Origin of the sequence: Niveispirillum sp., assembly GCF_017996735.1 — a bacterium.
GTDB lineage: Bacteria > Pseudomonadota > Alphaproteobacteria > Azospirillales > Azospirillaceae > Niveispirillum.
On record NZ_JAGOGJ010000160.1, the window covers coordinates 1 to 12948 of the forward strand.

A 12948-nucleotide genomic window follows, 5' to 3' on the forward strand; every position below is an offset into this window, starting at 1 on the left:
AGGTTGTACTCGCGGGTGCCGCGCTCGTCGGCATGACCTTCGATGGTGATGGTCACGGCCTTGTACTGCTTCAGCCAGGCGGCCTGACGATCCAGGGTAGCGGTGGCTTCCGGGGTCAGGTCGAACTTGTCGAAGCCGAAGAAGACGCGATCGCCGACATTGACGATGAAGTCTTCAGCGGAGCCCGGGACCGGGCCCGAGGGCTTGGCCGGAGCGGCCGGGGCCGGAGCGGCGGTGCCAGCGGTGGTGGCGGTCGCGGTCTGTTCCGGCTTGCTGGAGCAGGCGGTGGCCAGCAGGGCGACCGCAACGAGGCTGATGATCTTGAAGCGCATTTGAGAGACCCCCTAGGTGGAACTGGAGTTTAAGGTTGAAGTGCGTGTTTGCCCCACGGAACAGCGTTAACCACAGCCAGCCGCCGCATTAAAGCGATCTTCAGGACAGGCGGATTTGAGCGCTGTTCTTGCGTTGCGAAAATAGGGTGACGCACTCACGGAATCAAGGGCGACCATGCGGGATCCGAAGCATCGGTAGGCGTTAAGACCTGCCGTTCATTGAACCCTGTCAAGTCGATTGAGTATAGCTTGGCTTGACGCTGTTTGCCTGCCTGTCCAGAAGGCCGTTCCTTGAAGAACATTAGCACTCGGCCATTTGGCGCCCAGGTAGGCCCTTCGACGTGGTAGGCCTCTGTCAAAAGTCGCTCACCCGAGCCATCCGGCCGAATGACACCGATATAGAATTTATCACCAGCCAGGCGTGTGAACGCAATAAGGTCACCCCGGGGTGACCAGACGGGGGTACCATAACGGCCCTGACCGAAAGTAATGCGCTTCACATCACTACCATCGGCATTCATCGTGTACAGTTGCTGCGTACCGCCACGGTCGCTTTCGAAGACAACTTTACTGCCATCGGGCGAGTAGGACGGGGAGGTGTCGATGCCGGGATGGTTCGTCAACTGTGTCTGACGGCGCGTCCGCAGATCGAGCGTGTAGATATCGCTGTTGCCGGACGTGGCCAGCGACATGATCACCTTATTACCATCGGGGGAGAAACGCGGGGCAAAAGTCATACCGGGAAAATCACCCAGCACTTCCTGACGGCCCGTGTCGATATTGAAGAGATAGACGCGAGGCCTGTTGTTGAAGTAGCTCAGATATGTGATTTCCTGGGTACTGGGCGAGAAACGCGGGGTCAGCACCAGAACACGGCCATCGGTCAGGAACCGGTGGTTCTGTCCATCCTGATCCATGATCGCCAGTTGCTTGACGCGCTGCAACGCAGGGCCTGACTCGGCGATATAGACGATGCGGGTATCGAAATAGCCTTCCTCACCCGTGACGCGCTTATAGATCGCGTCGGAGATGATATGGGCGACTCGCCGCCAGCCATCGGCCTGCACCGTATAGGCCAGACCCGTCACCTGCTGGCCCGCCGTCACGTCGAACAGGCGGAATTCAATGCGGGTGCGGCCATCGGGCGACTGGCTGACCGTACCGGTCACCAGGCCCTGGGCCTGGATCAGGCGCCAGTCGGCAAAACGAACGCCCGTCTTCAGGCTGTCCGGCGTCTGCACGAACTTGGCCGGCTCCAGCGGGCGGAACAGACCCGACCGCTCCAGGTTGGCCGAGATCACGCCGGCGATATTCTGGCCGATCTGCGAGGCATTGGGATTGTCGCCGGCAAAATTGGTGATGGCGATAGGAATCGGCTGCGGATTGCCTGACGTGATGTCGATCTCAAGTTCGGCGCGGGCAGGTGCGGCGAAGCCGGCGGCCAGCACAATCGCCACCAGGGCGATGAAGCGGCCGACGACCCGCCAGCCGCCCGTGGAGAAAAGAGCGTTGGCTTGCATCAGAACATATCCTTCGGGCTGAACTTCATCAGGATGGAGCCTTTGTCCCCGTACTTGTCGCGCGGGATGTTCAACGTATTACATCCAGGCAAAAGCGGCGCCCGTAAGGCGGATTCCACGAAGGCCCGGAAATGCGGGTCGGTATTGGGATTACCGGTGCCCGACACATACTGCACATCTGTGACGCGCAGATTGCCGTCGAACAAGACCCTAATCTCGGCCTGCATATTTTCCACGCCCTTCGCCCCCACCGGCACGTTCCAGCAATTGCGGATCTGGCGGCGCAGCGCGTCCTCTTCGCTGATGCTCAGCCGTTCACCTGTCTTGGCGGCCAATGGCTGCGGCGGCTGCGCATTTTCCATCGGCGGGTCCTTGGAAGGCGGCGTATCGGTCTTCAGCTTGGCGACGTTCTTCAGAACGCTGTCCAGCGTCTTTTCCGGCGGCTTGGGCTTCGGCTCCTCTTTCTTGGGCTCCGGCTTCGGCTTGGGCTCTTCCTTCTTCGGCTCCGGCGGTTTGGGCTTGGGTTCCTCCTTTTTGGGAGGTTCCGGCTTGGGCTCTTCCTTCTTCGGCGGCTCGGGCTTGGGTTCCGGCTTTGGCTCCGGTTTCGGTTCAGGCTTGGGCGGCTCCGGCTCGGGCGGCTTCTCGGCCACCTGCTTGGGCGGCTCGGGCACCTTCACTTCCGGCGGCGGGGGCGGGGCTTCCTTGGCCTGCTGCGGCGGCGGGGGCGGTTCCGGCTTCGGCGGAGTGGGTTTGGGCGGCGGGGGCAGCGGCTTGGGGTTCGGCTGGGCCAGCTTGGCGATGGTCATGGGTCCGACCTCCACCACCTCGACCGGCACCTCCTGAAGCTGGATCACCTCCCGCTTCTTGATCAGGTGCGGCAGGCCGATCAGCGCCAGGATGATCAGCGCCAGATGCAGGATGCCGGAAAGGATCAGGGTGGTCCGCATGATGCGTTGGTTTCCGCCCTTACCGTGTACCGCGACCGTCGGATTCGATGACCAGCTTGGCCTCCGACAGGCCGGCGCGGCGCGCCTCGCTCAACACATCGACAATGCTGGCATAGGTGGCTTCGCGGTCACCGCGCACGAGCACCTTGCGGTCGGGTGCCTGCTCGGCGATCACGGCCAGGCGCGGCGCCAGTTCGGCCAGGGAGAACATCTCGTTGTCGAAGACCTTCTTGTCCTTGAACGAAATGCGGCCATCAGCCGTCACCGTCACCCAAAGCGGATCATCTTCCGACTTCAATGCCTGGGCCGCGCCCTTGGGCAGATTGACGGGGATGCCGGCGGTCAGCAGCGGAGCCGCCACCATGAACACGATCAGCAGCACCAGCATGACGTCGACGAACGGCGTCACATTGATGTCCGACATGGCGGCACGGCGGCCACGCCGCCGTCCGCGACCGGACTGCTTGCCGGGAAGGCTCGCCCCCATTTCAGCCCCGCTCTTCCAGATGACGCTGCAGGATCGCGGAGAATTCTGTCACAAATGAGTCGAGCCGGTCGCCGAAGCGGCCGATCTCCGATGAGAAATAGTTGTAGGCCAGCACAGCCGGAATGGCGGCGACCAGACCGATGGCGGTGGCGAACAGCGCCTCCGCGATACCCGGTGCCACCACCGCCAGCGACGTGTTCTGCTGCGCCGCAATATTGGTGAAGGCACCCATGATACCCCAGACGGTACCGAACAGGCCGACGAACGGGCCGGCCGAACCGACCGAGGCCAGCACCGTCATATAGCGTTCGGTGTCCGCCATCTCGCGCCCCACCGTCACCGACATGACGCGTTCCATGCGTTGCATCAGATTGGCGCGCATGGCCCCGGACGAGGACAGGCCCCGTTCATTGGCGTGGCGCCATTCGCGCATGCCGGCGGCGAAGACGGCGGAGAACGGATCGGCCGGGGCCTGCGCCACCTGATCATAGAGTTGGTCCAGCGACCCGCCCGACCAGAACTGTTCCTCAAAATCGGCGGCGGCGGCCTTCATGCGGCGCAGCTTGGTCACCTTGTTGAAGATGATGGCCCAGGTCCAGACCGATGCCGCCAGCAGACCCAGCATCACCAGCTTCACGACAAAATCGGCCTGCAGGAACAGGCCCAGCGCCGTCAATTCATGGGCCGGCGCGGCGCCGCCCAGGGCGGCAGCTTGCAGAAGGGTGGGAAACATCGGGTTCAGTCCTGACCTTTTGACAAAACATTGACCAAAACCGACCGCAACGCGGCCGGCAGGCGGACGGGCCGCCCCTGCGCATTGATGCACGCCAGGCGCAAGGCCAGCCGAGCCAGCGGTGCCGGCCCCGTCGAAGCCTCCACCCCACCCCAGGCCAGACCCGAGGCGCGGCGTACATCCTGTTCGATATCCAATGTCGCGGCGCCGATATCGACAATCCGCGTCACGACTTCAAGCGCGTCATCGAGACGGGCGGGTTGCCGAAAATCGATTTCGCAATGCCGTACCGCCAGCGCCACACCCGTTTCAGCCACCATGGCGGCATGGGGGAAGCCGGCAAGGCGCAGCATCTCGTTGCGCGCCCGTTCAGCAAAACGCAGGTAATTCGCGTGATAGACGATGCCGCCGGCGTCCGTGTCCTCGTAATAGACGCGGGTGGGGAAGACATGCGTGATGCCTTCCCACCATCCTGCCGATGGCGTCACCCCGTCAGGCATCGTCATCCCCGTCGAACAGGTCGCCCACCGGCGCACTCCCCTTGCCCACCGTGGGCGTTCCGCCCAAGAGGTCCAGTTGCCGCGCCGGCGTGGCCGGAACCGGCAGGCCCAGATAGCGGTAGCCCGTGTCGGTCAACATGCGCCCGCGCGGTGTGCGCTGCAACAACCCTTGTTGGATCAGATAGGGCTCAATGGTTTCTTCCAGCACGTCGCGCTGTTCACCCAACGCCGCGCCCAGCGTGTCCACGCCCACCGGCCCGCCGCCATAATGGTCGGCGATGCAGGACAGGTAGCGCCGGTCCATGGCATCGAAGCCCAGCCGGTCCACCTCCAGCCGGGTCAGCGCCCGGTCGGCGGCCCTGGCATCCACCACGTCCAGCCCCTGCACGCCACAGATGTCACGCACCCGGCGCAGCAGCCGGCCCGCGACACGCGGGGTTCCGCGGGACCGGCGGGCCACTTCCAGCGCCCCTTCATCCGTCATCTCGACACCCAGGATGCGCGCACCCCGGCTGACGATCAGTTGCAGTTCCTCCGGCTCATAAAATTGCATGCGCAGCGGAATGCCGAAACGTTCCCGCAGCGGGCGGGTGATCAGGCCCGACCGCGTGGTGGCACCCACCAGGGTGAAGGGCGGCAGGTCGATGCGCACGCTGCGCGCCGCCGGTCCCTCCCCGATGATCAGATCAAGCTGGAAATCCTCCATGGCCGGGTAGAGGATTTCCTCCACCGCCGGCGACAGGCGGTGGATTTCATCGATGAACAACACATCATGGGGCTGCAAGTTGGTCAGCAGCGCCGCCAGATCGCCGGCCCGCGCGATGACCGGGCCAGAGGTGGCGCGAAAGCCCACGTTGAGTTCCTTGGCCACGATCTGGGCCAAGGTCGTCTTGCCCAGGCCCGGCGGCCCGAACAGCAGCACATGGTCCAGCGCCTCGCCCCGGCCCTTCGCCGCCTGGATGAACAGGGCCAGGTTTTCCCGCACCTGTTTCTGGCCGATGAATTCACCCAGCGACAACGGGCGGATGGAACTCTCGGCACTGGCATCGCCGCCGATCCGGTCCTGTTCCACCATGCGCTCAGGCTTAGGGGCGGCCGCTTCCGGCTTGGGCTTGCGGCTCACTGGCTCAATTCCTTCAGGCCGGCACGGATCAGGGCCGAGACGTCAGCCTCCGCCCCCAGGCTCTGGGCGGCCTTGTTCACGGCGGTGAACGCCTCGATCCGCTTATATCCGAGATTGACCAGCGCTGACACCGCATCCCCGACTGCCGTACTGACGGCGGGTTGTGCCGCCGTACCTTGAACCTGTGTGGCCGCCACCGGGCTGGTAGCGAGCGTAGCCACCTTATCCTTCAATTCGTTCAAAATTCGGGCAGCCAGTTTCGGCCCCACGCCATCGGCCTCGCACAGGGTCGTCTTGTCCTGCGCGGCAATGGCGGATGTCAGCCGGTCGGGCGCCAGCACCGACAGGATGTTCAGCGCCACGCGCGCGCCCACACCCTGCACGGTTGTCAGCAGGCGGAACCAGTCCCGCTCCGAGATGTCGGCGAAGCCATAAAGCGCCATCTTGTCCTCCGATACCCACATCTCGGTATGGACGGAGACAGTGTTGCCTGTGCTGCCCAGCCGGCGCAGGGTTCGGGTGGAGGCGGAGATCAGATACCCGACCCCGTTCACATCGATGATGGCCCAATCCAGGCCCGTGCTGTCCAGCAACCCGGACAATTTCGCAATCATTGGCTTACTCCCGCCTCGGGCACCAGCAGGGGCAGCGCCGCGACGATGTCGGTATGGATGAAATCTTTGCCCTTGAACAGCAGGGGGGCATTCAGGGTACGGGCCAGCGCATAGGCGGCACAGTCACAGAGATTCAATTGGGCCGCATGGCCATTTCCCTTGCCATACTGACGATATGCCTCAAACGCCATCGCCATTTGAGCGGCGCCAAACGAATGAACAGCCACCGGGTAGAGCGCCATCAATCGGTTGAAACGCTCCACCATCGGCTGCCCTAGACGTCGCAAGATGATCGTCTGCGTCTCGACCATATTAACTGCTGACATGGCAAGAGCGGGGGCCACAGCCATGGCGGTCATATAGGTTTCGGCATCCGGCTCTGTCAGAAGAATGGCCATCAACGCAGAGCTATCGACAATGATCGGCGCGTTCAATCGAACGACCCTTGATCATTGTACCCGATGATCGCGTCCGGAGAGCGCGGGTCCAGGACGGGCGCGGACTGTATTTCCTTAATGAGGGCGTGATCTCGGCCCACCTTGCGGTTTTGGCGCTTTCATCTTCCGCCGACAGCCGCTCGAGCCGCTCACGAACGGCTTTGTGCATGGCCTCCGTCAGGCTTTCACCCGTCAGTTCGGCCAGGCGGCGAACGTCCTTTTCCGCCTCCGGGGATTTGATATTCAGCGCCATCGGGTGGCCCTTTCTTCCTGCTGGGGAAGGATTCTACACCATACGAACAAAACAGCAACCTTTACCCCAGATAGCCGAAACACAGCGTCACCACCGACGATTTCCCCGGCCGGAGTCGTTTTCTCCATCGCCGCAATGCAACATAGGGCGTAGCATGGGAGTGCGTCCCTGGTCGGGTCGGGCGCGGTCACCGTGCCCCGAAAAACGGGAAACGGTCATCAAGACAGCAAGGGGGAACGGTTCCGCTTGTCCGGCAGACACCACGGACCACGGAGAGCGGTATGCCGCGCATCCATCTGGGTTGCCAGTTGACCTATGATTTTCCGCACGACACAGCCATGATCGTCATGCTGAACGTGCATTATTCGCGTGTGGCGCAATTGGAACGGCCCGATCACCTGATCACCCATCCGGCCGTGCCCGTCACATCCTATCGCGACAGTTTCGGCAACTGGTGTTCGCGCCTGCTGGCCCCGGCGGGGCGGCTGGTGCTGGGCACCGATACTGTCATCCGCGATGACGGGCTGCCCGATCCCGCCGACTTCTCCGCGATACAGCATGCGGTACAGGACCTGCCGGCCGAAACGCTGCTCTATCTGCTGCCCAGCCGGTATTGCGAGACGGACAATCTGTCGGCGGAAGCCTGGCGTCTGTTCGGCGCCACGCCTCTGGGCTGGGGCCGGGTACAGGCCATCTGCGATTTTGTGCATAATCATATCCGCTTCGGCTATGAGCATTCACGCCCCACCCGCACCGCGTCGGAAGCCTATGCGGAACGCCGTGGCGTCTGCCGGGACTATGCGCATCTGGCCGTGGCCTTCTGCCGGGCCATGAACATCCCGGCCCGCTACTGCACCGGCTATATCAGCGATATCGGTCAGCCCCCACCCTATGCGGAGATGGATTTCGCCGCCTGGATGGAGGTGTATCTGGGCGGGCGCTGGCATGTGTTCGACCCACGCAACAACCAGCCGCGCATCGGCCGCATCCTGATCGCCACCGGCCGCGACGCCGCCGACGTGCCGCTGACGCACACGTTCGGGGCCAATACCCTGGCGGGGTTCAAGGTATGGACGGAAGAGGTGGCGGGGTAAGGTTGCGCCGGTTCAACCCAGCAGCCCGAGCGTAACCCAGGCCAGCACGGCATAGCGGGCCGCCTTGCCAATGGTGACCAGCAGCAGGAAGGGCGGCAGGCGCAGGCCCAGCGTGCCGGCTGCCACGGTCAGCGGGTCGCCGATGACCGGCAGCCAGGAAAACAGCAACGTCCAGGCCCCGTAACGGGTGAAGACCGCCTCTGCGCGCGCCAGTTGCGCTGCCGTGACGGGGAACCAGCGGCGGCCGACCAGATGCCGCACGGCGCGACCCAGAAGCCAGTTGATGACGGCCCCCAGCACATTGCCCGCCGTCGCCACCAGGACCAGCGCCCAGGCCGGATGATCGCCGGCAACCAGCAGGGCAATCAGCGCCGCCTCCGACCCGCCGGGCAGCAGGGTGGCCGCCGCCAGCGACAGGGCAAACAGAGCCCAGCAGGCGGGATCGGACAGAAGCGGGATCAAGCGGGCCTCAAAGGCGGATGATGGGACACACGCCATGCACATTGCCGCCCAGGGGCGCGTCCGTCTATCATGGGGGCATCATGAGCGATTTCTTCTCCGATCCCGTCCCCACCCGCCCCGGCACCAACCTGCCCGAACAGACGGTCAGCGATCTGGCCCGTTCCGTGAAGCGGACGGTCGAGGATGCGTTCGGCTATGTCCGGGTGCGGGGGGAGATCAGTCAGCCCAAACGGCATTCGTCGGGCCATCTCTATCTGCGCCTGAAGGATGACGCGGCCGTGATCGAGGCCGTTTGCTGGAAGGGCACGGTGGCCCGCCTCTCCGTGCGGCCCGAAGACGGGATGGAGGTGGTCTGTACCGGCAAGCTGACGACCTATCCCGGCCGCAGCCAGTACCAACTGGTCATCGACAGCATGGAACTGGCGGGCGAAGGCGCCCTGCTGAAAATGCTGGATGAGCGGAAAAAGCGGCTGGCGGCCGAGGGATTGTTCAATCCGGAGCGCAAGAAGCCCCTGCCCTTCCTGCCGCGCGTCATCGGGGTGGTGACCAGCCCGACCGGCGCCGTGATCCGCGATATCCTGCACCGTCTGGCCGACCGTTTCCCGCGTCATGTCCTGCTCTGGCCCGTCGCGGTACAGGGCGAAGGCGCGGCACAGCAGGTGGCCCGCGCCATCCATGGTTTCAACAGCCTGGCGCCGGGTGGGTCCGTGCCGCGCCCCGACCTGATCATCGTGGCACGGGGCGGCGGTAGCCTGGAAGACCTGATGGCCTTCAATGAAGAGATCGTGGTGCGGGCGGCCGCCGACAGCCGTATCCCGCTGATCTCCGCCGTGGGGCATGAGACCGACACGACCCTGATCGACTTCGCCTCCGACCGCCGCGCGCCCACGCCGACGGCGGCGGCGGAAATGGCGGTGCCGGTGCGGGCCGAACTGCTGGATCAGGTGCTGGACGATGAACGCCGCCTGCACCGGGCCATGACCCGCGCGCTGGATCAGCGCCGCACCTATGTCCAGGGTCTGGCAAGGGGGCTGGGCGATCCGCAAAGCCTGCTGAACGGTCTGAGCCAGCGCCTGGACGACCGGGGGGAGCGGCTGATCCTGGGCCTGCGCTCCGATATCGAGCGGCGGCGGACGGCCGTGCGTCAGCTTGGCCTGAAGCTGCGCCACCCGCGTGAGGTGCTGCGCCTGGCCGCCACCCGGCTGGACGGGGCGGCCCGGGCCCTGCGCACCGGCCTGGACGGGGCCTTGCGCCTGTCGGAAGGTCGCTACCACCGCATCGCCGACCGCCTGTCAGACCGGTCGCTGAAACGGTCCCTTGCCGACGGCGCCGCCCGGCTGGCCGATCTGCCGACCCGCCTGGACCGTGCCCATCTGGCGGGGCTGTCGGCCAAGGGGGAACGGCTGGCCCAATTGGGCCGGCTGCTGGAAAGCGTATCCTACCGCGGGGTCCTGTCACGCGGCTTCGCATTAGTCAGCGATGCGGACGGGCAGCCGGTGACCAGGGCCACTGGGCTGTCCGACGGGCAGCGCGTGACCATCGCCTTCCAGGACGGGAACCTGCCAGCCATTATCGGCGACATGCCGGCACCGGCGGCGCCGGCCAAACCCGCACGCCCCCCGCGCAAGGCCCTGGCGGCACCCCAGGGCAGCCTGTTCTGACGCCACACCCTATCCACCGGTATTAGTCCGCTGCACTGCACCGGGGGTTGCGGGCCTGTATGCTGGTGCCATGAGCGACCCGTTTTCTTCCGATCCGGCCCTTGATCATGCCGCCCCCTCCCGCCTGCGACGCCATGGCGCCGGGTGGTTGGGTCTTTGGCTCGGCATCATCATGGCCATGGCCCTGGCCGTGATCATCTCCGCCCAGCTCTACCAGGATCGGGGCAATGCACGGACCCAGGCGGAAGAGGCGGCGGTCAACCTGACCAACGCCATCGCTCGCGACATATCCCGCCATATCGACCTGTTCCGCTTCGTGCTCTCGTCGCTGCGGGAAACGGTCCAGTCCGACGCCTTCGACCGGCTTCCGGCGGATCTGCACGATACGGTCCTGTTCTCCCATACCGCCGCGCCCAAGGCGCTGGGGGTTCTGTTCGTCACGGATGCCAACGGGATCATCACGGCCGAATCCGGACATAATGACATCAAGGGGCAAAGCCGGGGCTGGCGCCCCTATTTCTCCTACCACCGGGACCATGACGACGACGCCATGCTGGTCAGCGGCCCGCTGGTCTCGGCCACGTCGGGCGATCCGGTGGTCGTGCTGTCGATGCGGCTGAACAATCCGGACGGCTCATTCCGGGGCATGGTTGTCGCCTCCATGCTGCTTTCCTATTTCGACGGGCTGCTGACCGACCTGTCCCTGGAACCGGGGGCCAGCCTGTCGCTGCTGCTCGACCACGGTATCGTAATGGCGCGCAAGCCGGCCGACCCGGATGCGATCGGCCGCGACCTGCGACAGGACCCGCTGGTCGCGGCGGCGGGCGGCAAGCCGCAGGCCATTTATGTGGAGCCGGCCAGCATCGGCGGCGACCGGCTGATCGTCTCCACCGCCGTGGAAGGGTCCACCATGCGGGTGCAGATGACGCAGTCTCTGAGCCAGATCTGGACCCATTGGCGGGCCAAGGCCTGGACGATCGGCGTCACAACCGCCGTTCTGATCCTGGGCATCATCGCCCTTATCGTGTTGTTCCATCGGGAATCGGGCCGGCGCGCCCGCGCGCAGCAGGCATTGGCGCTGGCCAACGCCACGCTGGAGCGCATGGCGACAACCGACGCCCTGACCGGCATCGCCAACCGCCGCTTGTTCGATGATATCCTGCGGCGGGAGGAGGCCAAGTCGGCGCGCACAGCGTTGGAGGCGGCGGTCCTGATGATTGATATCGACCTGTTCAAATCCTTCAACGACACCTATGGCCACAGCGCCGGCGACGCCACCCTGCGGTCGGTGGCACAGGCCGTGGCGCGCGCCGTGACCCGTGGCGGCGACCTTGTCGCCCGCATCGGCGGGGAAGAGTTCGCGGTGCTGCTGACGGAGACCGACCTGTCCGGTGCCCGGATCGTGGCGGAGCGGGTGCGCACCGAAGTCGCTGCCCTGGGCATCCGGCATACGGGCAGCCCGCACGGCCATGTCACCGTGTCCATCGGTCTGGCCACCTCGATGACGGACACGACGGCCCTGAACCTGGAAGAGGCGCTGAACCACGCCGACCAGGCGCTCTATGATGCCAAGAAGAATGGCCGCAACCGGGTGGAAGTGGCCGCACCCACCATTGTCGCGGCCTGATCAGCCCATATGCCGCAGGAAATGGATGCGGGCCTGGCTGTAGTCCCGTTCATCCAGCCGTTCGAAGCCGGCCGGCGGTACGAACACATCGTCCGCCCCCACCTCCACGCAGACAAGCGCACCCGGTGCCAGCCAGCCGGCACGTGACAGCCCAGTCAGCGCCGGCGGTGACAGGTCCTGACCATAGGGCGGGTCCAGAAAGGCCAGGGTAGCGGCAAAGGGTGCCGGTGGTGGCTTGGAAGCTTCACCCAGGATGAAGCGGCACTGCGCCGCCTCCCCCAGCATCTCGGCATTGCGGCGCGCCATGTCCAGTGACGACCGCGCCTTATCCAGGAAGGCCGCCCGCGCCGCGCCATGGGACAGCGCCTCCAGCGCCAGGGCGCCCGTCCCGCAGAAAGCGTCCAGCACATCCGCCCCGGCCAGCGCCTCCGACCCGTCCGCCATCCAGGCGCCATGCGCCAGGATGTTGAACAGGGATTGGCGGGTCCGGTCGCTGGTGGGCCGCACGTCGCGCCCCGTCGGTGCCTCCAGACGCCGGCCGCGATGCTTACCGGCGACGATCCGCACGCGGCGCTCCAGCCTTCGGGGTCCTGGGCGCACCACCCTTGGCGGGCTTGGCCGGGGATGCAGGTTTTGCGGATGCGGGCTTCGCGGCGACCGGGGCGGCACGCTTTTGCGCAGGCTTGGCCGAACGGCGGGGCGCGTCATCATCGGGGATGTCGGCACCGGCCAGGACCCGGTCCAGCTTGGCGACGGCGCGGCGCGCGCTCTCGCTCAACTGCTCACCCGCCCCACGCCGGGCGGCCTTGGGCACTTCTGATTCCAGCCGCGTCGGTGCGGCCGTCCGCTTCGGCGCCAAAGGGGCCGACGGTTTGCGTCCACCGCCCAGCGCGCGCTCCACATTGTCGCGCGCCTTGGCGGCGGACGGCTTGGGCTTGCCCTTGGTGGCACTGGAGGGGGCGGATGCCGCCATGGCCTTGGGCAGCCGGTCATAGCGCATGCGCGGTGCGGCGCCGGGGACCGGCTTGGCGGCGGCATCGGCGGGGGCCGGTTCCTCCTCCGCCGGGAAAAAGTCCGGCATCTGGTCGCGCATGACACGGCGCGGCACTTCCTCCACCGCCCCCGGCTCCAGCTTGCCCAACTGGAACGGGCCATAGG

15 protein-coding genes and 1 pseudogene are annotated in these 12948 nt (G+C 65.6%); 3 read left to right on the forward strand and 13 right to left on the reverse strand.

Annotated features, from left to right (window positions below; translation table 11 throughout):
- The 10 genes from KBA48_RS28910 to KBA48_RS28955 form a co-directional block, all read right to left on the reverse strand.
- Positions 1 to 332 (reverse strand): OmpA family protein (locus KBA48_RS28910; RefSeq protein WP_292912160.1); only part of this gene is annotated, 332 nt, incomplete at its 3' end.
- 155 nt (positions 333 to 487) lie between these two features.
- Positions 488 to 1852 (reverse strand): Tol-Pal system beta propeller repeat protein TolB, encoded by a 1365-nt coding sequence (tolB, locus tag KBA48_RS28915; protein WP_292912161.1) that lies wholly within the window; start codon positions 1850 to 1852, stop codon positions 488 to 490.
- On the reverse strand, positions 1852 to 2799 hold the full coding sequence (locus KBA48_RS28920; RefSeq protein ID WP_292912162.1) for a TonB C-terminal domain-containing protein: 948 nt from the start codon (positions 2797 to 2799) through the stop codon (positions 1852 to 1854). Before KBA48_RS28920 ends, tolB begins: the two co-directional genes overlap by 1 nt.
- A gap of 19 nt (positions 2800 to 2818) precedes the next feature.
- On the reverse strand, positions 2819 to 3286 hold the full coding sequence (locus tag KBA48_RS28925; protein WP_292912163.1) for an ExbD/TolR family protein: 468 nt from the start codon (positions 3284 to 3286) through the stop codon (positions 2819 to 2821).
- Position 3287: 1 nt separating this feature from the next.
- Positions 3288 to 4019 (reverse strand): protein TolQ, encoded by a 732-nt coding sequence (gene tolQ, locus KBA48_RS28930; protein ID WP_292912164.1) that lies wholly within the window; start codon positions 4017 to 4019, stop codon positions 3288 to 3290.
- A 5-nt stretch (positions 4020 to 4024) separates the two neighbouring features.
- Positions 4025 to 4519 (reverse strand): YbgC/FadM family acyl-CoA thioesterase, encoded by a 495-nt coding sequence (locus KBA48_RS28935; RefSeq protein ID WP_292912165.1) that lies wholly within the window; start codon positions 4517 to 4519, stop codon positions 4025 to 4027.
- The gene (gene ruvB / locus KBA48_RS28940) at positions 4512 to 5594 is read right to left on the reverse strand and encodes a Holliday junction branch migration DNA helicase RuvB (RefSeq protein ID WP_292912174.1); all 1083 of its coding nucleotides are present in this window, start codon (positions 5592 to 5594) and stop codon (positions 4512 to 4514) included. The genes KBA48_RS28935 and ruvB overlap by 8 nt, the downstream gene beginning before the upstream one ends.
- 44 nt (positions 5595 to 5638) lie before the next feature.
- Positions 5639 to 6256: a Holliday junction branch migration protein RuvA gene (gene ruvA / locus KBA48_RS28945; RefSeq protein ID WP_292912166.1), complete on the reverse strand. Its 618-nt coding sequence runs from the start codon at positions 6254 to 6256 to the stop codon at positions 5639 to 5641.
- Positions 6253 to 6690 (reverse strand): type II toxin-antitoxin system VapC family toxin, encoded by a 438-nt coding sequence (locus KBA48_RS28950; RefSeq protein ID WP_292912167.1) that lies wholly within the window; start codon positions 6688 to 6690, stop codon positions 6253 to 6255. Before KBA48_RS28950 ends, ruvA begins: the two co-directional genes overlap by 4 nt.
- Positions 6665 to 6946, reverse strand: coding sequence for a type II toxin-antitoxin system VapB family antitoxin (locus KBA48_RS28955; protein ID WP_292912168.1), 282 nt, complete (start codon positions 6944 to 6946; stop codon positions 6665 to 6667). Before KBA48_RS28955 ends, KBA48_RS28950 begins: the two co-directional genes overlap by 26 nt.
- Positions 6947 to 7227: 281 nt before the next feature.
- On the opposite strand from KBA48_RS28955, the gene KBA48_RS28960 reads away from it, so the two are divergent.
- Entirely contained in the window at positions 7228 to 8040 is an 813-nt protein-coding gene (locus KBA48_RS28960; protein ID WP_292912169.1) for a transglutaminase family protein, read from the forward strand.
- A gap of 12 nt (positions 8041 to 8052) precedes the next feature.
- Here KBA48_RS28960 and KBA48_RS28965 read toward each other — a convergent pair whose 3' ends face one another.
- Positions 8053 to 8502, reverse strand: a complete 450-nt coding sequence (locus KBA48_RS28965; protein ID WP_292912170.1) for a YqaA family protein — start codon at positions 8500 to 8502, stop codon at positions 8053 to 8055.
- 80 nt (positions 8503 to 8582) lie between these two features.
- Between KBA48_RS28965 and xseA the strand changes: the two genes are divergently transcribed.
- Positions 8583 to 10163 carry an exodeoxyribonuclease VII large subunit gene (gene xseA, locus KBA48_RS28970; RefSeq protein WP_292912171.1) on the forward strand — a complete coding sequence of 527 codons (1581 nt, stop codon included), beginning with the start codon at positions 8583 to 8585 and terminating at the stop codon, positions 10161 to 10163.
- Between the two features lie 70 nt (positions 10164 to 10233).
- Positions 10234 to 11790 carry a sensor domain-containing diguanylate cyclase gene (locus KBA48_RS28975; RefSeq protein WP_292912172.1) on the forward strand — a complete coding sequence of 519 codons (1557 nt, stop codon included), beginning with the start codon at positions 10234 to 10236 and terminating at the stop codon, positions 11788 to 11790.
- Here KBA48_RS28975 and KBA48_RS28980 read toward each other — a convergent pair whose 3' ends face one another.
- Positions 11791 to 12357, reverse strand: coding sequence for an RsmD family RNA methyltransferase (locus tag KBA48_RS28980; RefSeq protein ID WP_292912173.1), 567 nt, complete (start codon positions 12355 to 12357; stop codon positions 11791 to 11793).
- Positions 12338 to 12948: pseudogene (locus KBA48_RS28985) on the reverse strand (hypothetical protein); the annotation flags it as partial. The pseudogene KBA48_RS28985 and the gene KBA48_RS28980, both read right to left, overlap by 20 nt.